The organism is Actinomycetospora lutea (assembly GCF_028737205.1).
In the GTDB taxonomy this organism is placed as follows: Bacteria; Actinomycetota; Actinomycetes; order Mycobacteriales; family Pseudonocardiaceae; genus Actinomycetospora; species Actinomycetospora lutea.
Map to the genome: position 1 here is coordinate 74,844 of NZ_JAQZAL010000017.1, position 26,313 is coordinate 101,156.

General features: G+C 74.5%; 23 protein-coding genes. All 23 read left to right on the plus strand.

Annotated features, from left to right (window positions below; translation table 11 throughout):
- Nucleotides 1-2: 2 nt before the first annotated feature.
- The 23 genes from murG to PHK61_RS19255 all read left to right on the plus strand — a co-directional run bounded on the left by murG (nucleotide 3) and on the right by PHK61_RS19255 (nucleotide 26,291).
- Nucleotides 3-1,109 (plus strand): undecaprenyldiphospho-muramoylpentapeptide beta-N-acetylglucosaminyltransferase, encoded by a 1,107-nt coding sequence (murG, locus tag PHK61_RS19145; RefSeq protein WP_274282604.1) that lies wholly within the window; start codon nucleotides 3-5, stop codon nucleotides 1,107-1,109.
- Between the two features lie 2 nt (nucleotides 1,110-1,111).
- Nucleotides 1,112-2,629 (plus strand): UDP-N-acetylmuramate--L-alanine ligase, encoded by a 1,518-nt coding sequence (gene murC, locus PHK61_RS19150; RefSeq protein ID WP_420791409.1) that lies wholly within the window; start codon nucleotides 1,112-1,114, stop codon nucleotides 2,627-2,629.
- 24 nt (nucleotides 2,630-2,653) lie between these two features.
- On the plus strand, nucleotides 2,654-3,544 hold the full coding sequence (locus PHK61_RS19155) for a cell division protein FtsQ/DivIB (RefSeq protein WP_274282605.1): 891 nt from the start codon (nucleotides 2,654-2,656) through the stop codon (nucleotides 3,542-3,544).
- Nucleotides 3,545-3,818: 274 nt separating this feature from the next.
- Complete coding sequence (gene ftsZ, locus PHK61_RS19160) at nucleotides 3,819-5,189, plus strand: cell division protein FtsZ (protein ID WP_274282606.1); 1,371 nt, start codon at nucleotides 3,819-3,821, stop codon at nucleotides 5,187-5,189.
- A 67-nt stretch (nucleotides 5,190-5,256) separates the two neighbouring features.
- Nucleotides 5,257-5,967 carry a peptidoglycan editing factor PgeF gene (gene pgeF / locus PHK61_RS19165; RefSeq protein ID WP_274282686.1) on the plus strand — a complete coding sequence of 237 codons (711 nt, stop codon included), beginning with the start codon at nucleotides 5,257-5,259 and terminating at the stop codon, nucleotides 5,965-5,967.
- Complete coding sequence (locus PHK61_RS19170) at nucleotides 5,964-6,710, plus strand: YggS family pyridoxal phosphate-dependent enzyme (RefSeq protein ID WP_274282607.1); 747 nt, start codon at nucleotides 5,964-5,966, stop codon at nucleotides 6,708-6,710. The genes pgeF and PHK61_RS19170 overlap by 4 nt, the downstream gene beginning before the upstream one ends.
- Before the next feature lie 83 nt (nucleotides 6,711-6,793).
- Nucleotides 6,794-7,714, plus strand: a complete 921-nt coding sequence (locus tag PHK61_RS19175) for a cell division protein SepF (RefSeq protein ID WP_274282608.1) — start codon at nucleotides 6,794-6,796, stop codon at nucleotides 7,712-7,714.
- 516 nt (nucleotides 7,715-8,230) lie between these two features.
- A complete protein-coding gene (gene wag31, locus PHK61_RS19180) occupies nucleotides 8,231-9,166 on the plus strand; it encodes a DivIVA-like cell division protein Wag31 (RefSeq protein WP_274282609.1) in 936 nt (311 codons plus the stop codon).
- 69 nt (nucleotides 9,167-9,235) lie between these two features.
- Nucleotides 9,236-10,609, plus strand: coding sequence for a hypothetical protein (locus tag PHK61_RS19185; RefSeq protein ID WP_274282610.1), 1,374 nt, complete (start codon nucleotides 9,236-9,238; stop codon nucleotides 10,607-10,609).
- A gap of 120 nt (nucleotides 10,610-10,729) precedes the next feature.
- Nucleotides 10,730-12,280, plus strand: coding sequence for a potassium/proton antiporter (locus PHK61_RS19190; RefSeq protein WP_274282611.1), 1,551 nt, complete (start codon nucleotides 10,730-10,732; stop codon nucleotides 12,278-12,280).
- Entirely contained in the window at nucleotides 12,277-12,864 is a 588-nt protein-coding gene (gene lspA / locus PHK61_RS19195) for a signal peptidase II (RefSeq protein ID WP_274282612.1), read from the plus strand. Before PHK61_RS19190 ends, lspA begins: the two co-directional genes overlap by 4 nt.
- On the plus strand, nucleotides 12,861-13,790 hold the full coding sequence (locus PHK61_RS19200; RefSeq protein WP_274282613.1) for an RluA family pseudouridine synthase: 930 nt from the start codon (nucleotides 12,861-12,863) through the stop codon (nucleotides 13,788-13,790). Before lspA ends, PHK61_RS19200 begins: the two co-directional genes overlap by 4 nt.
- A gap of 116 nt (nucleotides 13,791-13,906) precedes the next feature.
- Entirely contained in the window at nucleotides 13,907-14,518 is a 612-nt protein-coding gene (locus PHK61_RS19205; protein ID WP_274282614.1) for a hypothetical protein, read from the plus strand.
- Between the two features lie 164 nt (nucleotides 14,519-14,682).
- Nucleotides 14,683-15,963, plus strand: coding sequence for an NAD(P)/FAD-dependent oxidoreductase (locus tag PHK61_RS19210; RefSeq protein ID WP_274282615.1), 1,281 nt, complete (start codon nucleotides 14,683-14,685; stop codon nucleotides 15,961-15,963).
- Between the two features lie 110 nt (nucleotides 15,964-16,073).
- Nucleotides 16,074-17,054, plus strand: coding sequence for a malate dehydrogenase (locus PHK61_RS19215; protein ID WP_274282616.1), 981 nt, complete (start codon nucleotides 16,074-16,076; stop codon nucleotides 17,052-17,054).
- Between the two features lie 133 nt (nucleotides 17,055-17,187).
- On the plus strand, nucleotides 17,188-17,802 hold the full coding sequence (locus tag PHK61_RS19220; protein WP_274282617.1) for a TetR/AcrR family transcriptional regulator: 615 nt from the start codon (nucleotides 17,188-17,190) through the stop codon (nucleotides 17,800-17,802).
- Nucleotides 17,802-19,211 carry a phenylacetate--CoA ligase family protein gene (locus PHK61_RS19225; RefSeq protein ID WP_274282687.1) on the plus strand — a complete coding sequence of 470 codons (1,410 nt, stop codon included), beginning with the start codon at nucleotides 17,802-17,804 and terminating at the stop codon, nucleotides 19,209-19,211. Before PHK61_RS19220 ends, PHK61_RS19225 begins: the two co-directional genes overlap by 1 nt.
- Nucleotides 19,212-19,239: 28 nt before the next feature.
- The gene (locus tag PHK61_RS19230) at nucleotides 19,240-19,620 is read left to right on the plus strand and encodes a cupin domain-containing protein (RefSeq protein WP_274282618.1); all 381 of its coding nucleotides are present in this window, start codon (nucleotides 19,240-19,242) and stop codon (nucleotides 19,618-19,620) included.
- Nucleotides 19,621-19,654: 34 nt separating this feature from the next.
- Nucleotides 19,655-20,497: a 4-hydroxy-tetrahydrodipicolinate synthase gene (dapA, locus tag PHK61_RS19235; protein WP_274282619.1), complete on the plus strand. Its 843-nt coding sequence runs from the start codon at nucleotides 19,655-19,657 to the stop codon at nucleotides 20,495-20,497.
- A gap of 152 nt (nucleotides 20,498-20,649) precedes the next feature.
- Nucleotides 20,650-21,300: a hypothetical protein gene (locus tag PHK61_RS19240; RefSeq protein ID WP_274282620.1), complete on the plus strand. Its 651-nt coding sequence runs from the start codon at nucleotides 20,650-20,652 to the stop codon at nucleotides 21,298-21,300.
- Nucleotides 21,301-21,535: 235 nt separating this feature from the next.
- Nucleotides 21,536-25,066: a DNA polymerase III subunit alpha gene (dnaE, locus tag PHK61_RS19245; RefSeq protein ID WP_274282621.1), complete on the plus strand. Its 3,531-nt coding sequence runs from the start codon at nucleotides 21,536-21,538 to the stop codon at nucleotides 25,064-25,066.
- 27 nt (nucleotides 25,067-25,093) lie between these two features.
- Nucleotides 25,094-25,480 (plus strand): VOC family protein, encoded by a 387-nt coding sequence (locus PHK61_RS19250; RefSeq protein WP_274282622.1) that lies wholly within the window; start codon nucleotides 25,094-25,096, stop codon nucleotides 25,478-25,480.
- Complete coding sequence (locus tag PHK61_RS19255; RefSeq protein WP_274282623.1) at nucleotides 25,473-26,291, plus strand: SGNH/GDSL hydrolase family protein; 819 nt, start codon at nucleotides 25,473-25,475, stop codon at nucleotides 26,289-26,291. Before PHK61_RS19250 ends, PHK61_RS19255 begins: the two co-directional genes overlap by 8 nt.
- Nucleotides 26,292-26,313 lie beyond the last annotated feature (22 nt).

A 26,313-nucleotide genomic window follows, 5' to 3' on the forward strand; every position in this document is an offset into this window, starting at 1 on the left:
GGATGGACACCCCGTTCTCCGTGGTCGTGGCCGGCGGCGGCAGCGCCGGGCACGTCGAGCCCGCCCTCGCCACCGCCGACGCGGTGCGCCGCCTGCGCCCGGACGCGCGGATCACGGCCCTGGGCACGGAGAAGGGCCTCGACACCCGCCTGATCCCCGCGCGCGGCTATCCCCTCGAGCTGATCCCGCCCGTGCCGCTGCCCCGCAAGCCGAACGCCGACCTCGCCCGGCTGCCCTGGCGCGTGGCGCGCTCGGTGCGCCGCACCCGGGCCGTGCTGCGCGAGGTCGGCGCCGACGTCGTCGTCGGCTTCGGGGGTTACGTGGCGCTGCCCGCCTACCTCGCGGCCGCCTCGATGCGCCTGCCGATCGTCGTGCACGAGGCCAACGCCCGGGCCGGGGTCGCGAACAAGGTCGGCGCCCGGTTCGCGCGCGAGGTCCTCGCCGCCGTGCCGGGCAGCGGGCTCGCCGGGGCCCGGGTCATCGGGATCCCGCTGCGCCGGGCGATCACCGACCTCGACCGGGCGGGGCTGCGCGCGCAGGCCCGTGAGCACTTCGGGCTCGACCCGCAGGCGCCCGTGCTGCTGGTCTTCGGCGGGTCGCAGGGCGCGCGCTCGCTCAACGAGGCCGTGTCCGCCGCCGTGCCCGCGCTCACCGCCGCCGGCGTGTGGATCCTGCACGCGCACGGCCCGAAGAACGCGCCGACCGTCGGGGCGCCCGGCTACGTGCCCGTGCCCTACCTGGAGCGGATGGACCTCGCCTACGCCGCGGCCGACGTCGCCCTGTGCCGGTCCGGGGCGATGACCGTCGCCGAGGTCTCGACGGTCGGGCTGCCCGCGGTCTACGTGCCGCTGCCGCACGGCAACGGCGAGCAGGAGCTCAACGCGAAGCCGGTCGTGGACGCCGGCGGCGGGGTGATCGTGCCCGACGCGGAGCTCACCGGGGAGAAGGTCGCCGACCTCGTCACCGGGCTCGTCGCCGACCCCGCACGGCTCGCCGCGACCGCGGAGGCGGCCCGGCGTTCGGGGCACGCGGGGGCGGACGAGACACTGGCGCGGACGGTGCTCGACGTGGCGGGTCACGTGGGCGCGAGCGCGACGGGGAGGACGTAGGCATGGGCGCGACGGACCAGGCGGAGCAGGCCGGACGCGAAGCGCAGTGGAGCCGGTCCCATGACTCCGTCGAGCCCGGCGTGCCGCCCCTGCCCCGGCTGCTGTCGCGCGTGCACTTCATCGGCGCCGGCGGCGCGGCGATGAGCGGCATCGCCCGCATCCTGCTCGCGCGCGGCGCCCTGGTGTCGGGCTCCGATGCGAAGGACTCCCGCGCCGTGCTCGCCCTGCGCACGCTCGGCGCCGAGGTCACCGTCGGCCACGACGCCCACAACCTCGACCTGCTGCCCGGCGGCCCGACGTGCCTGGTGACGACGAAGGCGGTGCACCAGGCCGACCCGGACAACCCCGAGCTGGTCGAGGCCGCCGCCCGCGGCATCCCGGTGCTGCACCGCTCCGCGGTGCTCGCCGAGCTGATGGCCGACCACCGCGCCGCCTGCGTGTCGGGCAGCGCCGGCAAGACCTCGACGACCTCGATGCTCGTGGTCGCGCTGCAGGCCTGCGGCGAGGACCCGTCGTTCATGATCGGCGGCGACCTGCTCGCCTCCGGGTCGAGCGCCCACCACGGCCTCGGTGACGTCTTCGTCGCCGAGGCCGACGAGAGCGACGGGTCGTTCCTGGCGTACTCCCCGGCCGTCGCGATCGTCACCAACGTCGAGCCCGACCACCTCGACCACCACGGCACCGCCGAGGCCTACATGGCCGTGTTCGACGCCTTCGCCGCGCGCATCGAGCCCGGTGGCGCGCTCGTGGTGTGCGCCGACGACCCGGGCTCGGCGACGCTCGGCGACCGCGCCGCGGAGGCCGGGGTGCGCGTACGCCGCTACGGCCGGGCGGCCACCGGTCCCGACGACGTCCGCGTGCTCGACTACCGCGCCGAGGGGGCCACCGGGATCCTGCGGATCGCGATCGCCGGGCAGGAGCACGAGCTGCGCCTCGGGGTGCCGGGGGAGCACCAGGCCCTCAACGCCTGCGCCGCCCTGCTCGCGGGCCTGGACCTCGGCGCCCCGATCGACGGCCTGCTCGGCGGGCTCGCGGGCTTCGACGGCGTGCGCCGGCGCTTCGAGTACCGCGGCACCGCGGCCGGCGTACGGGTCTACGACGACTACGCGCACGCGCCCACCAAGGTCGCCGCCCAGCTGCGCGCCGCCCGCCCGGTGCTCGGCGAGCACGGCCGGCTCATCGTCGCGTTCCAGCCGCACCTGTACTCGCGCACCCGCGACTTCGCCGCCGAGTTCGGCGCCGCGCTCTCGCTGGCCGACGAGGTCGTGGTGCTCGACGTGTACGGCGCCCGCGAGCAGCCCGAGCCCGGCGTCAACGGCGAGCTGATCGCCCGCCAGCTCACGCTGCCCCAGGAGAACGTGCACTACGAGCCCTCGTGGGGCCAGGTGCCGGCGCTGCTCGCCGACCTCGCCCGGCCCGGCGACCTCGTCGTGACGATGGGCGCCGGCGACATCACCGTCCTCGGTCCCGAGGTCCTCTCCGAGCTCGAGCGCCGCGAAGCGCAGGCCGACCCGCGGTGACCGGCGCAGCATGACCGGCGCAGGATGACCGGCCCGGCCCGACCCACCGGACGACCCGGCCGCAGCGGCCGGGCCAGCCGGTCGGGACGGGCGGGCCGCACCGAGCGGGGCCCGCGCCCCGAGAAGGCGGCGCGCGCCGACCGGCGCTCCGGCGGGGCCGGCGCCCGGCCCGAGGGGGCCGCGGCCGGCTCCCCGGGGCGGGCGCGCCGCCCCCGGCCCGCGGCCCCCGGGCCCGCCCGGCCGCGTCGCGGGCTCTGGATCGGGCTCGCCGTCGGCGTCCTGCTCGTCGCCGCGGTCGTGGCCCTGACAGTGTTCTCGCCGCTGCTCGACGTGCGCGAGGTCCGGGTGGCCGGGGCGGCGCCCGACCAGGACGAGGCGGTGCGCGGCGCGGCGGCCGTCGCGCCGGGGACCTCGCTGCTGTGGCTCGACGGCGACGACGTGGCCGAGCGCGTGCGCTCGCTGCCGCGGGTGGCGACCGTCGACGTGTCCCGCGACTGGCCCGGCACCCTCGTCGTCACCGTCGCCGAACGCGAGCCGGTGCTCGCCGCGCCCGCCCCCGGCGGCGGCGTGGTCCTGATCGACGCCACCGGCTTCGGCTACCGCACGATGCCCGCCCGCCCGCCGGGCGTCCCGGCGCTCATCCTGCCGCCCGGGGTGCTCCCGTCGCCCGACGACCCGGGGACCCGCTCGGCCGCCGACGTCGTCGTCGCCCTGCCGGCCTCGCTGCGCGCCGATCTGCTCGAGGTGCGCGCCAACGGTCCCTACGACGTCGCGTTCCTGCTCACCGGCGAGCGCGAGGTCCGCTGGGGCGCCGACGGCGACAACGAGCGCAAGGCCGCCGTGCTCGCCGCGCTGCTGACCCGTCCCGGCTCGGTCTACGACGTCTCGACGCCGGACCTCGCGGTCGTGCGCTGACTCGCTTCGCTCAGATCGGGCGAGCGCTCAGCACCGGGCGAGTTCAACCGTCAAGGAGTGGTCGAGGGTTCGCGGCGTGCGACGACCGTCCGGCGAGCGGGTGACGTGAGGTCGGGACACGCCCGGCGCGCCTCGTGGAAATGCGGCGTGGGGCCTGCCTACCGTGCGCGTGTCGCCAGGAATCCTCACCGTAAACCTCCACTCGAGGTCGAGGGTCGCGACACGCCGGACCCGGACGACACCGTCGCCTAGACCCAGCTCGAAAGGCGGATCCATGACGCCCCCGCACAACTACCTGGCCGTGATCAAGGTGGTCGGCATCGGTGGTGGCGGCGTCAACGCCGTCAACCGCATGATCGAGGTCGGCCTCAAGGGCGTCGAGTTCATCGCGGTGAACACCGACGCGCAGGCGCTGCTCATGTCCGACGCCGACGTCAAGCTCGACGTCGGCCGCGAGCTCACCCGCGGGCTCGGCGCCGGTGCCGCGCCCGACGTGGGCCGCCGCGCCGCCGAGGACCACCGCGAGGAGATCGAGGAGGTCCTCAAGGGGGCCGACATGGTCTTCGTGACCGCCGGCGAGGGCGGCGGCACCGGCACCGGCGGCGCGCCGGTGGTCGCGAGCATCGCCCGCAAGCTCGGCGCGCTGACCATCGGCGTCGTGACCCGGCCCTTCAACTTCGAGGGCAAGCGCCGCGCCACGCAGGCCGAGAACGGGATCACCGAGCTGCGCAACGAGTGCGACACGCTCATCGTGATCCCCAACGACCGGCTCCTGCAGCTCGGCGACGTGGGCCTGAGCCTCATGGACGCCTTCCGCAGCGCCGACGAGGTGCTCCTCTCCGGTGTCCAGGGCATCACCGACCTCATCACCACGCCGGGTCTGATCAACCTGGACTTCGCCGACGTCAAGAGCGTCATGTCCGGGGCGGGCAGCGCGTTGATGGGGATCGGAGCGGCGCGCGGCGAGAACCGTGCGGTCGAGGCGGCGGGCAAGGCGATCAACTCGCCCCTGCTCGAGGCCAGCATGGACGGCGCCTATGGCGTGCTGCTCTCGATCGCCGGCGGGTCGGACCTCGGCCTGTTCGAGATCAACGAGTCGGCGTCGCTGGTCCAGGAGGCCGCGCACCCCGAGGCGAACATCATCTTCGGGACGGTCATCGACGACTCGCTCGGCGACGAGGTCCGGGTCACCGTGATCGCCGCCGGCTTCGACTCCGGCTCGCCGACCCACAAGAAGCTCGAGCCGCAGGCGCTCGCCTCGGCGTCCGGGAACGCCACCGCCTCCGCGCAGGCCGGGCAGGTGCACCGCCCGGGCAACGGCAACGGGCACGGCAACGGCGCCGCGGTTGGCGGGCCCACGCCCGCGGTCTCGGCCGCCCCGACCATCCCCGCCGCGCCCGCGGTCGACCGCAGCGCCGTCGAGCGCCCCGCCACGCCGGCCACCCCGGCGGCCACCCCGGCCGGGGCCTCCGCGTCGAGCGCCGACGCCGCCGCACCGCCCGCGTCGTCGGTCGAGAGCACCACCGCGCTCCCGCGCACGGAGGGGGAGCTGGCCGGGTCCTCGACGAGCTCCACGACCAGCTCCCCGGCGCCCCGCGCCGCCGACGAGGACGACGTGGACGTCCCGTCGTTCATGAGACGCTGAGGACGTGGCTGCCGGCTCCCGATCCGCGACCGCGCACGACGCCGACGGCGGCGCCCCCGCTCCGTCGGTGCGTGTCCGGCGTGTCCTGACCACCCGCGCCGGGGGCCGGTCGGCGCCGCCGTACGACCGGTTCAACCTCGGCGACCACGTCGGGGACGACCCGTCCGCGGTCGCCGCCAACCGCCGCCGGCTCGGCGAGGGCATCGGACTGGGACCGGAGCGGGTGGCGTGGATGAACCAGGTCCACGGCACGGACGTCGCGGTGGTCAGCGCGGCCGGCGGGGAGATGCCCACGGCCGACGCCCTGGTCACCGACCGCCCGCGCCTGGCCCTGGCCGTCGTCGTCGCCGACTGCGTGCCCGTGCTGCTCGCGGACCCCGTCGCCGGGGTCGTGGCGGCGGCGCACGCCGGGCGTCGCGGGGCCGCCGCCGGTGTCCTCGAGCGCACGCTCGAGGCGATGGCCGGGCTGGGCGCGGAGACCGGGCGGGTCGAGGTGCTGCTCGGCCCGGCCATCTGCGGCGAGGACTACGAGGTGCCCGCCGCGATGCGCGACGAGGTCGAGGCCGCGCTGCCCGGCAGCGCCGCCACCACGCGCCTCGGGACGCCGTCGCTCGACCTGCGCGCCGGCCTGCGGTGCCGTCTGGCCGACCTCGGCGTCACGCGCGTCGACGTCGACGCCCGCTGCACCTTCGAGGACGACCAGCTCTTCAGCCACCGCCGCGCCCAGCCCACCGGACGCCTCGCCGGGGTGACGTGGTGGGAGTACCCGCGGCCGTGACCGCGCCGGGCCACGACGAGGACGCGGACCACGACGCGCGGCGCGCCGAGCTCGCCGACGCCCTGGCCGCCGTGCGCGAGCGCGTCGCCGACGCCGCCCGGGCCGCCGGCCGCGACCCCGCCGAGGTGGGTCTGCTCGCGGTGACCAAGACCTGGCCCGCGTCCGACGTCGCGCTGCTCACCGATCTCGGCCTCGCGGCGTTCGGGGAGAACAAGGAGCAGGAGGGGGCGGCCAAGGCCGCCGAGCTCGCCGCCCTGCGCCCCGACGCCCCGGTCCGCTGGCACGTCGTGGGCCGGCTGCAGCGCAACAAGGCCCGCAGCCTCGTGCGGTGGGCGCACGCCGTCGACTCGGTCGACTCGCCCCGGCTCGTCGACGCCCTCGAGAGCGCGGCGGCGAAGGCCGTGGACGCCGGCGAGCGCGTCGACCCGCTCGAGGTGCTCGTCCAGATCAGCGTCGACGGCGACCCCGACCGCGGCGGCGCGCCCGTCGCCGAGGTGCCCGGGCTCGCCGATCGCGTGGCGGGCTCCGCCCACCTGCACCTCGGCGGCGTGATGGCGGTGGCGCCGCAGGGGATCGCGCCGGCCGAGGCCTTCGCCACGGTGTGGGAGCTCGCGCAACGGGTACGCGCGGCGCACCCGCGCGCCACGACACTGTCGGCGGGGATGTCGGGGGATCTCGAGGACGCGGTCGCGTACGGGTCGACGTGCGTGCGTGTCGGAACGGCGCTGCTCGGCCGACGGTAGCTAGCGTTCCGTGTGAGTGAACGACACGGATGTGACTCACCGCGTTGGGGCGCGAGGGGTCTCGTCGGACAGGGGAGACGGCCATGACCACTCTGCACCGGGTGAAGGCGTACTTCGGCATGGTCCCGGCCGACGAGCTGGACGACTACGACGGCTACGGCGACGACCGGTACGACCGCGACCGGCTCCCGGCCGAGCGGCAGTCCGGGGACCGGCACCGCTACGGCGCCGACCGCTACGACGAGCGCTTCGACGACCGCTACGACGGCCGCGACTCCTACGAGAGCGGCTACTACGGGCGCGGCCGGGGCACCGAGGACGTGCGGGACGTGCGGGACGTGCGGGACGTCCGCGACGCGCGGGAGGCCCGCGAGTCCCGGTTCGACCGCTACGACCGGTACGAGGACTCCCGCGACCGCCGCACGCCGCGCCCGCGCGACCCGGAGGTCACCGAGATCCGGCGCGACGACGAGGCGACCGAGGCGGTCTCGCGTGCCGGCCGCGGGCGCAGCTGGGCCCCCGCGGGCGGCCCGGGCCACACCTCGGTGCGTCCCACCACGCCGCGCACCCCGCCGTCGCTGTCGGCGTCGTCGGCGTCGTCGGCGTCGTCGGCGTCGTCGGCGGCCACGTCCTCGTCCTCCGCGTCGTCGGGCACGGCCGCGGCGTCCGCCGCGTCCGCGCCCGCCAAGAGCGCCACGTCCTCGGACGCCGACCCGCAGAGCGCGCCGGCCGAGATCACCTCGCTGCAGCCCAAGAGCTACAACGAGGCCCGGGTGATCGGCGAGCGCTACCGCGACGGCATCCCGGTGATCATCAACCTGACGGAGATGGACGACGTCGCGGCCAAGCGCCTCGTCGACTTCGCCGCCGGCCTGGCCTTCGCCCTGCGCGGGTCGATCGAGAAGGTCACCAACCGCGTGTTCCTGCTCTCACCGCCGAACGTCGAGGTCTCGGCGACCGAGCGCCGCAAGCTCGCGGAGACCAACTACGCGTCCACGTCCTGACGGCCGGCGCCGCCCCGGCGCGGTTCGTTCAGGAGATATCCGCTACGTTCTGCGCCCCGTGGGTGCTCGGTGGCTCACGGGTGCGGCCCGGCGGGCGATGGACGTCACGACGGTCGTCGAGAGTGATCGTCACGGGTCCGGACGGTTCGCTGCGCGGCCGAACGGGCGACGACGGGAGCGGCGCGCCGGATGGGCACTCCCGTGCGCCGAGCGTGTCCTCCCCGCTACCCGGAGCCCGGCCAGCCCGGGAACCGGTCCTGTCACCGCATGTAGAGGGTCACGGATCGTCACGACCCGACCGGCGGATCGCCGTCCGGCTCCGGAATCGGTAGGTCTGTGGGTTTTCGCGGGCCTGTTCGTGGCGCTGCGTCACCATTCGGGCGGTGAGGGGAGCGCGTCACTGGACCCGTCCATTATGGTTCTGGCGCTCGCAGAGGTCATACTCTGCGAGTGGCGGAGCTCGAAGAGCCCGAGGTACCTGGGGTTCCGCAGCCGAGGAGTGCTTGAGGAGATCCGATGCCGCTGACCCCCGCCGACGTTCACAACGTCGCGTTCAGCAAGCCACCGATCGGGAAACGGGGCTACAACGAGGACGAGGTCGACGCCTTCCTCGACCTCGTCGAGGCCGAGCTGGGCCGGCTGCTGGAGGAGAACAACGACCTCCGCGAGCAGGTGGAGCAGCTCGAGCAGCAGCTCTCGTCGGCGCACGCCGACCTCGATGACGCGCGCAGCAAGGCCGGCGCGGCGCAGAACGCGGGCTCCGGCCCGCAGACCCAGGTCTCGGCCCCGCCGCCGAGCCGCCCGGTCGAGGACGCTCCCCGCACCGTCCAGCAGCCGATGCCGCCGCAGCAGCCCCAGCAGCCGCCCATGCCGGCCCAGACGCAGCAGGCCGTCGTGCCGCCGCCGTTCGGGATGTCGGAGCAGGGTCAGGGCGGCGGCGGTGGCGACCACCACGTGCAGGCCGCCAAGGTCCTCGGGCTCGCCCAGGAGATGGCCGACCGGCTCACCGCCGAGGCCAAGTCCGAGGCGGACGGGATGCTCGCCGACGCGCGCACCAAGTCCGAGCAGCTCCTCTCCGAGGCGCGCACCAAGTCGGACAGCATGGTCAACGAGGCGCGCACCCGCGCCGAGACGATGCTGAACGACGCGCGCACCCGCGCCGAGACGCTCGAGCGCCAGGCGCGCGACAAGGCCTCGACCCTCGAGCGCGACGCGCAGCGCAAGCACAACGAGACGATCAGCCTCATCGAGCAGCAGAAGGGCGGGCTCGAGAAGAAGATCGACGAGCTGCGCACCTTCGAGCGCGAGTACCGGACCCGGCTGAAGACGTACCTCGAGTCGCAGCTCCGCGACCTGGACGGACGTGGCTCGGCCGCGCCGGACAACGGTCGCAACGGCTCCGGCGGGTACGCCACCAGCGGCTACGGCTCGCGCGCCGAAGCCGGCAGCTGACGGACGCCGCGCAGCCCGCTCCTGCCTGACGGCGGAGCGGGCTCGTGGCCCTGATCGGGGGTCCGACCGTTGCTGCTCCTCGTCCTGCTCTGCGTGCTGATCGCCTTCGGGCTCCTGGCCGTTGCGGTGGTCACCTCGGTGGCCACCTGGGCCTGGGGCTCGGTGATCGCCAGCCTGCTGGCCGCCGCGCTCCTCGTCGCCGACGTCGTCCGACGACGCCGGCGGGAGCGTGCGGGCCGCCAGGCCGCCGCCCCGGCGGCGTCCGGGTCCTCCGGGCCGATCGCGTCGAGCTCGTCGCCCTCCGGGATCGCCCCGGGCGTGCACTCCTCGGGCCCGGGACAGGGCTCCCCGGAGGCGGCGTCGACGTCGGTCACCGCAGGATCCGCGCCGCCCGCGGGTGGCCCGGGGGCACCGGGACACCAGGGTCAGCAGGTCCCCGGTGGTCCGCCGCCCGGACAGGGTCCGGGCGCGAACGCCGAGACGGCGGTCGCCGGCGGTCGGCGCGGAGCCGACGGTCAGCCCGGGCCCGACGGCCAGTACGGCCCCGACGGACAGCGTGGGCCGGACGGGCAGCACGGCCCCGACGGTCAGGGTGATCGCCACGGCGACCGCTCCGGTGGCGCCGCGGCCGGTGGCGCGGCCGCTCTCGGCGCAGCCGGTCTCGCGGCCGGCGCCGCGGCCTCCCGACCCTCCGGACCTCCCGCGGCCGGTGGGCCGTCGGGTGGGCCGGCCGGATCCTCGGCGGGCTCCCGGTGGGCGACCACCACCGCCCGACCCGGCGCCGAACCCTCCCGCGTGGCCGGCGCGCCCCAGGGCTCGCGTCTGCTCGGGATGCTGCCGATGCCGGGCACGCCGGCGGAGGCCCGTCTCGGCGGCGGCGCCGCGGGCGCGCCGCCCGCGCCCACCGGTGCCCCGCCCGCGGGACGCCCCGGGGGCGAGGGCGGCGACGACGCGGCCACCACCCGCATCGACATGAACGACATCTCCCGGATGCGCCACCAGGGCTCCGCGCAGCAGGGCCCCGGCGACGCCGCCGCGAACGGGACACCGGGCCGGCCCCCGCAGGGCGCGCCCGGGCAGCCCCCGCCCGGAGTGCCCCCGGTGGGCGCACCCCCGGCCGGTCAGGGTCCGGGTGGACCCCCGCCCGGCCGCCCTCCCGGAGGACCGCCCCCCGGCGCCCCGCCGCCCCCGCCGCCGGCCGCGCAGCCGGAGGAGGAGGCCGTCGACGACGCCACCCGCCAGGCGGTGGTCGGCCTCGACGACGAGGTCCTCGTCATCGACGAGGAGCCGTTGTTCCACCTCGGGCGGTGCAGCTACCTCTACGGCCGCGAGGTGATCCCGCTGCCCGTCGGCGAGGCCGTCGATCTCGGGTTCACGGGCTGCTCCTGGTGCACGCCGGTCGCGGCGCTCACCGGGGCGCAGAGCGCGGACAGCCGCCGCTGACCCCGCGCCCGTCCGCGTCGAACGGGCGGTGAACCGCCTCTCAGACCGGAGATCCCGGGCGGTTCCGGGCGTCTCCGCTCGCTAGGGTCGTCCCCTCCACCAGGGGAGGGGGGACGACGCATGGACCAACTGCCCTTCCTGCTCGGGATCGGCGCGGCCGTCGTGCTCGTCTCGGTCCTCGCCGTGCGCGTGTCGACGCGGGTCGGGCTGCCCTCGCTGCTGATCTACCTCGGGATCGGGGTGGCGCTGGGGGAGTCGGGGCTCGGCATCCGCTTCGACGACGCCGGGCTCACCCAGGCGCTCGGCGTCGCCGCCCTGGTCCTCATCCTCGCCGACGGCGGGCTCTCCACCCGGTGGACCACGGTGCGGCCCGCGCTCGGTCTCGGGATCGCCCTCTCCACGGTCGCGGTCGCCGTGAGCATCGGCGTCACCGGCCTCGCGCTCTGGGCGCTGCTCGATCTCGACCTGCGCGTCGCGTTCCTCTGGGGCGCGGTGCTGTCGTCCACCGACGCCGCCGCCGTGTTCAGCGTGCTGCGCAACCTCGGCCTGAGCGGGCGGCTGGTCGGCTCGCTCGAGCTGGAGTCCGGGCTCAACGACGCCCCGGTGTTCCTCGCCGTCGTGATCCTCTCGTCGACCGCGGCCCTGAGCTGGGTGGACCCGCTGCTGGTGATCTACGAGCTCCTCGTCGGCGGCCTGCTCGGGGCCGCGCTCGGCCGTGTCGGCGCGCTCGGCCTGCGCCGCGCCGCCCTGCCCGCGACCGGGCTCTACCCGCTGGCGACGCTCGCGGTCTGCATCCTCGCCTTCGCCTCCGGGCAGCTGCTGCACGCCTCGGGCCTGCTCGCGACCTACGTCGCCGCGCTCGTGCTCGGCAACTCCACGCTGCCCCACCGCGAGGGCTCCCGGTCGTTCGCCGAGGGCCTCGGGTGGCTGGCCCAGATCGGGCTCTTCGTGCTCCTCGGGCTCTACGTGTCGCCCCAGCGCCTCACCGACGCCGTCGTGCCGGCCCTCATCGCCGGCGCCGTCCTGCTCTTCGCCGCCCGGCCGCTGTCGGTGGCCGCGGCCGCGATCGGGTTCCGGGTGCCCTGGCGCGAGCAGGTCTTCCTGTCGTGGGCGGGCCTGCGCGGTGCCGTGCCCATCGTGCTCGCACTGATCCCGCTGACCTCGGGCCTGCCGGGCGCGCGGGCGCTCGTCGACGCGGTGTTCGTGCTCGTCGTGGTGCTCGTGCTGGTCCAGGGCACGACGCTGCCGTTCGTGGCCCGCCGGCTCGGGCTCGCCGGGGACTCGCGGGTCGAGCAGATCGAGGTCGACGCCGCGCCCCTGGACACGCTGCGCGCCGACCTCCTGCAGATGACCGTCCCCATCGGCTCGCGGATGCACGGCGTCTACGTCCGCGAGCTGCGCCTGCCCGAGGGCTCCGGGCTCAGCCTCGTCGTCCGCGACGGGACGAGCTTCACCCCGCAGGGCGAGAGCCGGATCCAGGAGGGCGACCAGCTGCTCGTCGTCACCACCGAGACCGCCCGCGACGCCGCCGAGGAACGGCTGCGCTCGGTCGACCGCTCCGGGCGCCTGGCCCGCTGGCGCGGCGACACCGGCGGCACCCCGTCGCTGCGTTCCGGCGATCGCGGCACCCCGCCGAGGGACGGGACCGGCCCTGGGACGATGGGACGGTGAGCAGCGCACCCACCGAGCCCGACAGCGCCCCCGAGGCGCCCGGGGACCGCCCGCCCAAGCGCATCGGGATGCTGGTGGCCATCGCGGTGGCGATCGTGCTCCTCGACCTCGTCACCAAGATCGTCATGGTGTCGTGGCTGGCCGACGGCGAGCGGGTGCCGCTGATCGGCGACCTGGTGTCGTTCACGCTCATCCGCAACCCGGGCGCGGCGTTCTCCTTCGCCACCGGCATGACCTGGGTGCTGACGCTGGTGGCGCTCGCCGTCGTCATCGGGATCGCCCGCTTCGCCCGCCGCCTGCGCTCGAAGGGCTGGGCGCTCGCGCTGGGCCTCGTGCTCGGCGGGGCGCTCGGCAACCTCGTCGACCGGTTCTTCCGGGGGCCCGGCCCGCTGCAGGGCCACGTCGTCGACTTCGTGTCGGTCGGCTGGTTCCCGGTGTTCAACGTGGCCGACTCGGCGATCACGATCGGCGGCGCGCTGCTCGTGCTCCTGGCGCTGCTGGGCCGGGACCTCGACGGCACGCGCGCCGGGGCGAGCACCGAGGACACCGAGGGCCCCGAGGGCACCGAGAAGGACGCGGCATGAGCCTGCGCACGCTGCCCGTGCCTGACGGGCTCGACGGGATGCGCCTGGACGCCGGTCTCGCGCGGATGCTGGGACTCTCGCGGACCGTCGTCGCCGAGCTCGCCGCCGACGGCGCGGTCCGCCTCGACGGGTCGACGGCAGGCAAGTCCGACCGGCTCGTGGCCGGCGCCTGGCTCGAGGTCGAGCTGCCCGAGCCCGCCGAGGCGACGCCGGTCGTCACCGCCGAGGCCGTCGAGGGCCTGGTGGTGCTGCACGAGGACGACGAGATCGTCGTCGTCGACAAGCCCGTGGGCGTCGCCGTGCACCCGAGCCCCGGCTGGTCGGGCCCCACCGTCGTCGCCGGGCTGGCCGCGCTGGGCATCCGCATCGCCACCGGCGGCGCCGCCGAGCGCCAGGGCGTGGTGCACCGCCTCGACGCCGGCACCACCGGGGTGATGGTGGTCGCGAAGTCCGAGCGCGCCTACTCGGTGCTCAAGCAGGCGTTCCGCGAGCGCACCGTCGCCAAGGTCTACCTGGCCGTCGTGCAGGGCCACCCCGACCCGAGCGAGGGCACGATCGACGCCCCCATCGACCGCCACCCCAAGCAGGACTGGAAGTTCGCGGTGGTCACCGACGGGCGGCCCAGCGTCACCCACTACCGCACGCTCGAGGCGTTCCGCGCCGCGTCGCTGCTCGAGGTGGAGCTCGAGACCGGGCGCACCCACCAGATCCGCGTGCACTTCTCCGCGGTGCGCCACCCGTGCGTCGGCGACATCACCTACGGCGCCGACCCGGTGCTCGCCCGCACGCTCGGGCTGACCCGGCAGTGGCTCCACGCCCACCGCCTCGGCTTCCACCACCCCGCCGACGGGCGCTGGGTGGAGTTCGTGAGCGAGCCGCCGGCCGACCTCGCGCAGGCCCTCGACACGCTGCGGGCGGCGAGCTGAGCAGGCCGGAGGACGACCCGGAGCCCGACGAGGACGACGACGGGCCCCGTCCGCGCTGGCCCACCGTCGCGATCGTCCTCGCCGTCCTCCTCGTCGTCACGCTGGTCACGGCCTGGGTGGCCGGCGCCGGACGCGGTCCGGGCACCGGCGGCGTCCCCGGGAGCACCGACGCGACGCGTCTCGGGCCGGCGGCGGGGGAGACCGTCGCGGGCTACCTCGAGCGCACGCACGCGGTCCCGCCCGGGCCCGCGGGTCCGCGGCCGACGCTGGTGACCTTCGCCGCGGAGCAGGACGTCGCCCGGGCCGCGGCGCTGGTGGACGGCACGACCCCGCGCCAGGCGGTGTTCCGGGTGCCGCTGCCACGGGTGCAGACCGCCCTGCGCACGGTGACCCTGGGACCGGTCGCCCCGGGGGAGGCACTGCGCCTGGCCGAGGCGCAGGCGGCCAACCGGGCGGGCGAGCAGGCCCGCACCACCACGGGACGGCCCGCGGCCATCGCGGCCACCGAGTCGGCCCGGCTCGCCGCGGGGTGCGCGTGCGTGCTCGCGGTGGTCGTGGACGCCGACCCCGCGCTCGCCCCCGCGCTGGCCGCCCGGCCCGGTGTCCGCGCGGTGGAGGTGGCGCCCGCGGACGCCCGCCCCGCCGCGCTCGCGGTGTCGCCGCTGCTGCCCGAGCAGACGCAGACCGTCGGTCCCGTGCCGGACGACGGGCCCGTCCCCCCGCCGTAGCGCGCTCGTGACCGAGCCGACAGGTCACGGCGCGGGGTCGGCCCCACGGGCACGGCGTGGGGGAGGACGATGGCGGGTAGAGCGGTGAGGAGCCGCCCGTCGGCGGGGCCCTGAATCGTCACGGCCAGCACCGACGACTCGGATGCGAGAGGAGTGCGGGCACCATGACCGCCGATCCGTCGTCCCGCGACGAGCCCGCGGGCACGTCGATCACGGACGCCGACCCGCGGCCGCACGTCGTCGTCCTCGGCGCCGGCTTCGCCGGCCTCTCCGCCGTGCGTGCCCTGCGCAAGGCCCCGGTGCGGGTCACCCTCGTCGACCGGCACAGCTACAGCACGTTCCAGCCGCTGCTCTACCAGGTGGCGACGGGCGCGCTGAACCCCGGCGACATCACCTACGGCGCCCGCGGGTTCGCGGCCCACACCGGCGCGTTCTTCCGCAAGGGCGAGGTCACCACGGTCGACCCCGAGACCCGCACGGTCTCCCTCGACGTGGGCCCCGACCTGCACTACGACTACCTGGTCGTCGCCAACGGCGTCACCACCAACTACTTCGGTGTCCCGGGGGCCGCGGAGCACGCGTTCCCGATCTACACCCGCGGCGAGGCGCTGGCCGTGCGCGACCGCATGACCGGCTACCTCGACCACATCGCCGCCACCGGCGAGGCGCGCGGCGCCTCGGTGGTCGTGGTCGGCGGCGGGGCCACCGGCGTCGAGATGGCGGGCACGCTCGCCGAGCTGCGCAACACGGTGCTGCCCAGCCGCTACCCGGAGCTGGACCCGAGCGAGGTCCACGTGGTGCTCGTGGAGATGACCGACGAGGTCCTCCCGCCGTTCGCACCCCGGCTGCGGGAGTACGCGGCCCAGCAGCTGCGCGCCCGCGGGGTCGAGCTGCGCCTGGAGGCCGCGGTCAAGGAGGTGCGGCCCGACTCGGTGCTGCTCGCCGACGGCACCGAGCTCCCGGCCCAGATGACCGTGTGGGCCACCGGCGTCGCCGCGCACGAGCGCGTGAAGGGCTGGGGCCTGCCGCAGGGCCGGGGCGGGCGCATCGTCGTCGGCGGCGACCTGCGCGTCGCCGAGCACCCCGAGATCCTCGTCGCGGGCGACATCGGGGTCATCGAGGACGACGCGCTGCCCCAGCTCGCGCAGCCCGCGCTCCAGACCGGCCGGCACGCGGGTCGCACGATCGCGCGGCTCGTCGCGGGCGAGCCCACCGAGCGCTTCCACTACAAGGACAAGGGCACGATGGCGACGATCGGCCGGCTCTCGGCCGTCGCCGACATCGCCCACGGGCCCAAGCTCGTCGGCGTTCTCGCCTGGCTGACGTGGATGTTCGTGCACATCTTCGCCCTGCTGGGTAACCGCAACCGCATCATGGTGTCGCTCGGGCTGGCGTTCCGGTATCTCGCGCAACGGCGCGGGGTCATGGTCGTCGGCGACGACTGACGTCACACCCCGGACCGCGCGGCCTGGCTACGCGAGCCGGAGCGTGACGTGCGAGGCTGCCGCACCGACGAGCCCGCACACCTCCCCTCGACGACTGCAGGAGCGAAGGCATGGCGCCCACCCCCGTCAACGTCACCGTCACCGGAGCGGCCGGACAGATCGGCTACGCGCTGCTCTTCCGCATCGCCGCCGGCGACCTGCTGGGGGAGGGCGTGCCGGTCCGGCTGCGACTGCTGGAGATCCCGCAGGCGGTGAAGGCCGCCGAGGGCACCGCGCTGGAGCTCAACGACAGCGCGTTCGAGCTGCTCGACGGCATCGACGTCTTCGACGACGCCGCGAAGGCGTTCGAGGGCACCAACGTCGGCCTGCTCGTCGGGGCCAAGCCCCGCAGCAAGGGCATGGAGCGCGCCGACCTGCTCGAGGCCAACGGCGGGATCTTCAAGCCGCAGGGCGAGGCCCTCAACGGCGCCGCGGACGACGTCAGGGTCCTGGTCGTCGGCAACCCGGCCAACACGAACGCCCTCATCGCGCGGTCCAACTCCGACGTCCCGGCCGACCGCTTCACCGCGATGACGCGCCTGGACCACAACCGCGCCGTCGGCCAGCTCGCGACCAAGTTCGGCGTGCGGGTCGGCTCGGTCACCAAGATGACCATCTGGGGCAACCACTCGGCCACCCAGTACCCCGACGTCACCTACGCCGAGGTCGACGGCAAGCCGGTCGGCGACCAGGTCGACCAGAGCTGGCTCACCGACGAGTTCATCCCGCGCGTGGCCAAGCGCGGCGCCGAGATCATCGAGGTGCGCGGCGCCTCGTCGGCGGCGTCGGCGGCCGCCGCGGCCATCGACCACGTGTACACCTGGGTCAACGGCACCAAGCCGAACGACTGGACCTCGGCGGCGATCGTCTCCGACGGCTCCTACGGCGTGCCCGAGGGCCTGGTCTCGTCCTTCCCGGTCACGGCGTCGAACGGCCGGTTCGAGATCGTGCAGGGTCTGGAGATCAGCGACTTCTCCCGCGAGCGGATCGACGCGTCGGTCAACGAGCTCGCCGAGGAGCGCGAGGCGGTCCAGAAGCTCGGCCTCGTCTGACCGTCCCCCCCGTGCCCTCCCGTGTCCCGCGCGGGAGGGCACGGTCGTGTCCGGGGGTGTCGCAACCGATCCGAGATACCTTCGGTACTCGGATTCCGTCGACATCTGAGTACCGGCGGTATTCCATTCTCCCGTGACGACGAGGATGAGCCGGGCCGCCCAGACCGAACGCAACCGCGGACGGGTCCTCGACGCGGCGCGGCGGGTGTTCCTCGCGGCGGGCTACCACGGGGCGAGGCTCGACGCGATCGCCGAGGAGGCGGGCTTCTCCAAGGGCGTCGTGTACTCGCAGTTCGCGGGCAAGGCGGACCTGTTCCTCGCGCTCCTCGACCAGCGCATCGTCGAGCGTGCGGAGGCGAATGCCGAGCTCGCCGCCGACCACGCCGGCGTCGAGGGCCTCCACGCCCTGCTGGTGGCCAACACGCGCCGTGAGCAGGAGGACGCCTGGGCCCAGCTGCTCATCGAGTTCCGGGTGGCCGCGGCACGCGATCCGGAGCTCAACGCCCGGTACGCCGCGCTGCACGAGCGCACGCTCGAGCACTTCGGTGAGACCGTCCGGCGGGTGCTCGAGCGGGGCGGGCTCGTCCCGGTCTACCCGCCGCGGGTGTTCGCGGGCCTGATCCTCGCCCTCGGCACCGGCCGGGTGCTGGAGGACGCGGCCGGGACCGCCCGGTTCGACGTCGAGATCGTCGTCGACCTGCTCCGCCGGCTCGTCGAGCCGGCGCCGTCATCGAGGGAGGCGTCGTGATGTCGACGACCCTGCACCCCGCGGCACACCCGGCCTCGCAGGCCGCGGCGTTCCCCGCCTACCGTGATCGCCTGCAGCGCGAGCTGCTGCCGGCGCTGCCGGGGATGATCGCGCGACTCGCCTGGGACCGCCCGCGGATCGTGGCCCACCAGCGCGACCGCCTGCGGGCCCTGCTCGCGCACGCCGTCGAGCACTCGCCGTTCCACGCCCGCCGGCTGGCCGGGATCGACCCCGACACCGTCGACCCCCGCGACCTGTCCGCACTCCCGGTGATGACGAAGGCCGAGTTGATGAGCCGGTTCGACGACGTCGTCACCGACCGGCGCGTCTCGCTCCGGCGGGCCGAGGACACCCTGCAGGCGACCCGGGACGTGCCGCGCCCGATCCTCGGGGAGTACCTCGCCTTCACCTCCGGCGGCAGCTCCGGTCGGCGAGGCATCTACGTGCTGGACCGCCCGGCGCTGCTCCAGTTCGTGGGCTCGCTGTGCCGCGGTCTCGTCGCACGGATCGAGCAGGCGGGCGGGCCCCCGCCGGGCGGGCTGACCGTCGCGATGGTCGGTGCCGCCTCGGCGGTGCACCCCACCGGCGGGGCGGCGGCCCTCGCCGGCGGGCTGCTGCCGTTCCACTTCGTGCCCGTGCCGGCCACGAGGCCGGTCGCGGAGATCGTCGCGCGACTGGACGCGCTGCAGCCGCCGTTGCTGTACGGCTATCCCTCGGTCCTCGCCCGGCTGGCGGCCGAGCAGCGGGCCGGCCGGCTCCGCATCCAGCCCCGGATGGTGACGACGACGAGCGAGACCCTGACCCCGCCGCTGCGGGCGGCGATCGAGGAGGGTTTCGGGGTGCCGGTCGTGAACACGTTCGGGTCCACCGAGGGCCTGGTCGGCGCCAGCGCGCCCGACGACGAGACCGTCGTGTTCGCGGAGGACGGCTGCATCGTCGAGCTGGTCGACGAGCGGCACCGCCCCGTCCCGCCGGGCACGCCGTCGGCGAAGATCCTGGTCACCAACCTCGAGAACCACGTCCAGCCGTTGATCCGCTACGAGCTCGCCGACGTCGTCACCGCCGAGCCCGGCGGGGGACACCTGCGCGGGACCGTGCAGGGCCGTGCCGACGAGACGTTCCGGTTCGGCACCGTGGACCTGCACCCGCACGTCGCGCGCACGGTGCTCGTGCAGACCCCGGAGGTGGCGGAGTACCAGGTCCGCCAGACCGTCCGCGGGCTCGACGTGACCGTCGTCCCCGGCGACACGGCGTTCGAGCCGCCCGCGCTGGTCGACGGACTCGCCGACCGCCTGCGGTCCGCGCTGGCCGCCGCCGGCCTCCCGCGCGCGGACGTCACGGTCACGGTCGCCCCCCGGCTCGAGCGGGACGCGCAGACCGGCAAGCTGCGCCGTTTCGTGCCGCTCTGACGTCCCGCCGTCGGGCACACTCGTCCCCGTGAGCAGCGAACCCGTCGAGGTCTTCCACGGCGACGACCTGGCCGAGGGCGATCCGACGCCCGGGATGCGGCGGGAGGTGGCGTTCTCGACCGACGCCCTGTGGGCCGGGCTCGTGCACACCGAGCCCGGCGCCGCCTCCGGGTGGCACCACCACGGTGACCACGAGACGAGCCTGTACGTGGTGCGCGGGGCGATGCGGCTGGAGTTCGGCCCCGGCGGCGAGGACGTCGTCGAGGCCGGCCCGGGCGACTTCCTGCGCGTGCCGCCGCACACCGTGCACCGCGAGTCGAACCCCACCGGCGAGCGGTCCACCGCCGTCATCGGGCGTGCCGGCGAGGGCCCGCCGACGGTGAACGTCGAGGGGCCGGACCCGGCATAGACCCCGCCCGCCCCCGTGGGGCAACCTGGAGGTCATGACCCTCGGAGCCGTCCTCACCGCCATCGTGACGCCGTTCGCCCCCGACGGTGCGGTCGACGAGAAGGCCTTCGTCGACCTCATGGGCCACGTGTACGCGAACGGCTCCGACGGGCTCGTGGTGTGCGGGACCACCGGCGAGGCGTCGACGCTGTCCACCGAGGAGCACCTGCGCCTCGTGGAGCTGGCCGTCGAGCACCGGCCCGCGGGCGCCTCGATCGTCGCCTCCACCGGGTCGAACGACACCCGCCACGCCTGCGAGATGACCGAGCGGGCCACCGAGCTGGGCGCCGACGCGATCCTCTCGGTGACCCCGTACTACAACAAGCCCAACCGGCGGGGCCTGCTCGCGCACTACGGCGAGGTCGCGCGGGCCACCGACAAGCCCGTCGTGCTCTACAACATCCCCTCGCGCTGCGTGATCGACATCCCGAACGAGCTCCTCGCCGAGCTCGCCCAGATCGAGCGGATCGACTACGTCAAGCAGGCCAACAACGCCAACCTCGCGCCCGTCGACGGGCTCGGCATCTACGCCGGCAACGACGACCTGTTCGGCTCGGTCCTCGAGATGGGCGGCTGCGGCGGCATCCTCGTCGCGAGCCACGTCGTGGGCGCCGAGATGCGCCGCATGGTCGACGAGCCCGACCAGCGCGCCGAGATCGAGGCCTCGCTCAAGCCGGTCTTCGACGCCCTCGGGGTCACCACCAACCCCATCCCGATCAAGGCGGCCCTCGACCTGCTCGGCCACCGCGCCGGCGGCCTGCGCCTCCCGCTCGTCGAGGCCGACGAGCACGAGCGCGACGTCGTCCGCACCGCGCTCGCGGGTGTCGGGCTGCTCTGACGCCTTCGCCGCGCGCCCGCGCGTGATCACGGGTACCTGGTGCGCCTCGGGTGCGCCGCCGGGGCCCACAGCGCGCTCCTGATCATCGCCGGCCCCGGCGTTGTCGGGGGTCCGGCGCATGCTGCTCGACGGGACGACCCCGAGGAGGAGCCATGGGCGGCAGGCGCAGGCGCGACGGCGGGCGGCGGGCGGCGACGGTCGAGGCACGGCGGCAACGGCGGACGCGTCCTCCGCACACCCGGGCGACGCGGGCGGTGGAGCCGCGGATCACCGCGCCGCTGCTGAGCGACTGCGAGCTCATCGAGCAGTTCCCCCACGCCTTCGACGACGACCCGGACGACGAGCTCGACCTCTGGGTGGAGGACGAGGAGGAGGACGACGAGGACGACGCACCCGACCTCGTCGACGTGCTGCGGGAGCGCCTCCGCGAGGTCGTCGTGGCGACGGTCGAGCAGCGCGACCCCGAGGTCGCCCGCGCCTTCGTCGCGCGGGGCGACCGGACGCTGATCGAGGTCGTCGCCGGCGCGTGGCTGGCGAAGGCGCGGCGACGCTTCCCGCGGGCCGACCTGGCGGCACGGGCCGCGGCGTGGGTCGCCCGCACCCTCGGCGAGGCCGGGCCGGCGGTGGACGACGCCGCTCGCGTGCTCGGGCCGGCGGCGCAGGAGGCGCTGCGGGAGCACTTCCTCCGGGCGCCCGAGGACGTCGTGGTCGCGAGGATCTGGCTGCTGGCCGCCGTCGTGGTCGTCGGGGGAGCCGGAGGTGACCGGTGGCTCGACGTCCTCCTGCTCGACGAGCACCGCTGACCGGACGGCCCTTGTCACGCAACGGAAGGGGCGCCGGTGACTCCTGTGACGAGCCCGGATCCGGGCGACACGCCGGGCCGGCGGAGATGAGCAGCGACGACGACCGAGGCCCTCGGGGAGGGGCGGCGCTGTCGGGGGGCGCGGCTACCGTGTACCTACACGCCGACCACGTCCTGCAGCGCCGGGACCGGTCGACGGCACCCCGACCCCGGCCCCGGAAGGGATGTCCCGCGACGTGACCGGCGACTCGTTCGTCCACCTGCACACGCACACCGAGTTCTCGATGCTCGACGGTGCCGCGCGGCTGGACGACCTGTTCGCCGAGGCCGCGCGGATGGGCATGCCGGCCCTGGCGATGACCGACCACGGCAACACCTTCGGCGCCTACGAGTTCTGGAAGAAGTCGAAGGCGCACGGGGTCAAGCCGATCATCGGCATGGAGGGCTACCTCGCGCCCGGCAGCCGTCACGAGCGCAAGCGCGCGACGCTCGGCGGCCAGGTCATCAGCGATGACAACCCGGGCCAGATGTACACCCACATGACGCTGCTGGCCGAGAACACGGAGGGGATGCACAACCTCTTCCGGCTCTCGAGCCTCGCGAGCCTCGAGGGCTACTACTACAAGCCCCGCATGGACCGCGAGCTGCTCGAGACCTACGGCAAGGGCATCATCGCGACCACCGGGTGCCCGTCGGGCGAGGTCGCGCGCTACCTGCAGCAGGACGACTTCGACGGCGCCTGCCAGGCCGCGAGCGACTACCGCGACATCTTCGGCGCGGACAACTTCTTCTGCGAGCTGATGGACCACGGCATCGAGATCGAGCGCCGGGTCCGCGACGACCTCTACGACCTCAAGAAGAAGCTCGACCTGCCGGGCCTGGCCACCAACGACCTGCACTACACGTACGCCAAGGACGCGAAGCCGCACGAGGTCCTGCTGTGCGTGCAGACCGGCAAGACGATGAACGACCCGAACCGCTTCCGGTTCGACGCGCAGGACTTCTACCTCAAGAGCGCGCAGGAGATGCGCGCCCAGTGGGACGGCGTGTTCCCCGAGGCCTGCGACAACACCCTGGCCATCGCCGAGCGGGTGAACGTCGAGTTCACCGAGGGCCGCGACCTGCAGCCGGTGGCCCCGGTGCCCGAGGGCGAGACCGAGGGCAGCTGGCTGGTCAAGGAGGTCGAGCGGGGGCTGCACTGGCGCTTCCCGAACGGCTTCTCCGAGCGGTACCGCAAGCAGGCCGACTACGAGGTGTCGGTCATCATGCAGATGGGCTACCCGGGCTACTTCCTGGTGACGGCCGACCTGCTGAACTACGCGCGCTCGGTCAACCTGCGCGTCGGGCCGGGCCGCGGGTCCGCGGCCGGCAGCCTCGTGGCCTACGTCCTGGGCATCACCGACCTCGACCCGATCCACCACAAGCTGATCTTCGAGCGGTTCCTCAACCCCGAGCGCGTCTCCATGCCCGACATCGACATGGACTTCGACGAGCGCCGGCGCGGCGAGATGATCCGCTACGTCACCGAGAAGTACGGCGAAGAGAAGATCGCGCAGATCATCACCTACTCCACGATCAAGGCGAAGGCCGCGATCAAGGACTCGGCGCGCGTGCTCTACGGGCAGCCGGGCTACGCGGTGGCCGACCGGATCACCAAGTCGATGCCGCCCGCGGTCATGGGCAAGGACATCCCGCTGTCGGGCGTGTTCGACCCCAGCCACAAGCGCTACTCCGAGGCCGCCGAGATGCGCGCGCTCTACGAGTCGGACGCGCAGGTCAAGGAGATCGTCGACACCGCCAAGGACCTCGAGGGCCTCAAGCGGCAGTGGGGCGTGCACGCCGCAGGCGTGATCATGTCCAAGGAACCGCTGATCGACGTCATCCCGATCCAGCGGCGCGAGGCCGACGGCGCCATCATCACGCAGTTCGACATGGGGGTCTGCGAGACCCTCGGCCTGCTGAAGATGGACTTCCTGGGCCTGCGCAACCTCACGATCATCGACGACGCGCTCACCAACATCCCGCTCAACGGCAAGGAACCGCTCGACCTCGACAACCTCGGGCTCGACGACACGGCCACCTACGAGCTGCTCTCCCGCGGCGAGACGCTCGGGGTGTTCCAGCTCGACGGCGGCCCGATGCGCGACCTGCTGCGGCGCATGGCGCCCACCGAGTTCGACGACATCTCCGCGGTCGGCGCGCTCTACCGCCCGGGCCCGATGGGCGCCAACGCCCACAACGACTACGCCGACCGCAAGAACGGGCGGCAAGAGGTCACCCCGATCCACCCGGAGCTGGAGGAACCGCTCAAGGAGGTCCTCGGCGAGACCTACGGCCTGATCGTCTACCAGGAACAGGTCATGGCGATCGCCCAGGTGCTCGCGGGCTACTCGCTGGGCAAGGCCGACCTGCTCCGTCGCGCCATGGGCAAGAAGAAGAAGGAGATCCTCGACAAGGAGTACGAGGGTTTCGCCCAGGGCATGAAGGACAACGGCTACTCGGCCGCGGCGATCAAGACGCTGTGGGACATCCTGCTGCCGTTCTCCGACTACGCGTTCAACCGCGCGCACTCCGCGGCGTACGGCGTCGTCTCCTACTGGACGGCCTACCTGAAGGCGAACTACCCCGCCGAGTACATGGCCGCGGTGCTCACCAGCGTCCGCGACGACAAGGACAAGGCCGCGATCTACCTCGCCGAGTGCCGGCGGATGGGGATCACGGTGCTGCCGCCGGACGTCAACGACTCGGTCCGCGACTTCGCCCCGGTCGGCGACGACATCCGCTTCGGCCTCGGCGCCATCCGCAACGTCGGGACGAACGTCGTCGACGCGATCGTCGCGACCCGCCGCGAGAAGGGCGCGTTCAGCGACTTCTCCGACTTCCTGCGCAAGGTCCCGCAGCAGGTGTGCAACAAGAAGACGGTCGAGTCGCTGATCAAGGCCGGTGCCTTCGACTCGCTGGGCCACCCGCGCAAGGGGCTCGCGCTGGTGCACGCCGAGGCCGTCGACGCGGTGATGACCACGAAGAAGGCCGAGGCCGACGGGCAGTTCGATCTCTTCGGCAGCTTCGACGACGGCGACACCGCCGACACCACGGGCATGTTCGACGTCAAGGTGCCCGAGGGGGAGTGGGAGTCCAAGCACCGCCTCGCCCTCGAGCGCGAGATGCTCGGTCTCTACGTCTCGGGCCACCCGCTCAACGGCATCGAGCAGGTGCTCGCCAGCCGCGCCGACACCCAGATCACCAAGATCCTCGAGGGCGACGTCGCCGAGGGCGCCCAGGTCACGGTCGGCGGCATCCTCGCGAGCGTCACGCGCCGGGTGAACAAGAAGGGCGAGCCGTGGGCGTCGGCGCAGATCGAGGACCTCGCCGGCGGCATCGAGGTGCTGTTCTTCCCGCGCACCTACGCCGCCGTGTCGATCGACGTCGCCGAGGACGCGATCGTGCTGGTCAAGGGCAAGGTCAACAAGCGTGACGACCGGGTGAGCCTGTTCGTCGAGGACCTCGCGGTGCCCGACCTGTCCGGGGGTGTCGGCGGCGCGCCGGTCAAGGTCGTCATCGAGAGCGCGCGGTGCACGCCCGAGCGGGTCGGCAAGCTCAAGGAGGTCCTCGTCGCCCACCCGGGCCCGAGCGAGGTCCACCTGACGCTGCTCGCCGCCAACGGGGCGAGCCACGTCCTGCGGCTCGACGACGGGCTCAAGGTCACCAACTCGGGCGCGCTGATGGGTGACCTCAAGGCCCTCCTGGGTCCACGCTGTCTGGGCTGAGCAGGCCTCATCAGGAGGAGCAGGGTCATGAGCGGCCGGGTGGTGCACTTCGAGATCCCGTTCGATGACGGTGACCGGGCGCGCGCGTTCTACGGCGCGGTCTTCCGCTGGACGCTGCAGGACATGCCGGGCATGGACTACACGATCGCCATGAGCGGGCCCGTGGGCGAGCAGGGCGCGCCCACCGAGCCGGGCTACATCAACGGCGGGATGTTCCGCCGCGGCGAGGACGAGCCCCGCAGCCCCGTGATCGTCGTCGACGTCGGCGACATCGACGAGACGCTCGAGCACGTCAGCAGCTACGGCGGCGCGGTCCTCTCGCCCAAGACCCCGGTGGGCGCGATGGGCTTCGCCGCCTACTTCCGCGACACCGAGGGCAACGTCGTCGGCCTGTGGGAGAGCGCGGGTGATTGATCCCGCGGGCGGCGGTCGGTACGTCGCCCTCGGGAGCTCGTTCGCCGCGGGGCCCGGCATCCCGCCGCAGGTCGACCGCGGCGTGCTGCGCTCCGGACGCAACTACCCGAGCCTGCTCGCCGAGGAGATCGGGCTGCCGCTGGTCGACGTCTCCTGCTCCGGGGCGACCACCGCCCACCTGCGTCACGACCGCCAGCCCACGCTCGCCGGGCCGGTCCCGCCGCAGGTCGAGGCGGTCACCGCGGACACCGCGCTCGTCACGGTCACCGCGGGCGGCAACGACGTCGGCTACCTCGGCATGCTCGTCTCGGCCGGCCTGCGCGGGACGCTCACCGCGCGGCTGCCGTGGTTGCCCGCGCCGGTGCGCCGCCGCCTCGGGTACACGGTCGCGGTGCCGCCGCCCGAGGCGTTCGCCGAGGTCCGGGCCGCCCTGACCGCACTGGTGGACGACGTGCGCCGCCGCGCGCCCGGGGCCCGCGTGGTCCTCGTCGACTACCTCACCGTGCTCGGCCGCCACGCCACGCCCGACACCGTGCCGCTGAGCGCCGCGCAGATCGGCGAGGGCCGGCGCGTCGCCGCGGGCCTCGTCGCGAGCTTCGCGGCCGCCGCGACCGACGCGGGCGCGGACCTCGTGGTCGCGTCCGCGGCGAGCGGGGACCACGGGGTCGGCGCGCCCGATCCGTGGGTCTCCGGCCTGGCGATGGGGTTCCCCGGGCTCGGGGGTCCGCGGCCGTTCCACCCGACCGCGGCCGGGATGGCGGCCGTCGCCGCCCCGGTGGCGAAGCGACTGAGCGCCGATCCCAGGGCTTGACCCGGGCCCGTGCCCCGGCGCA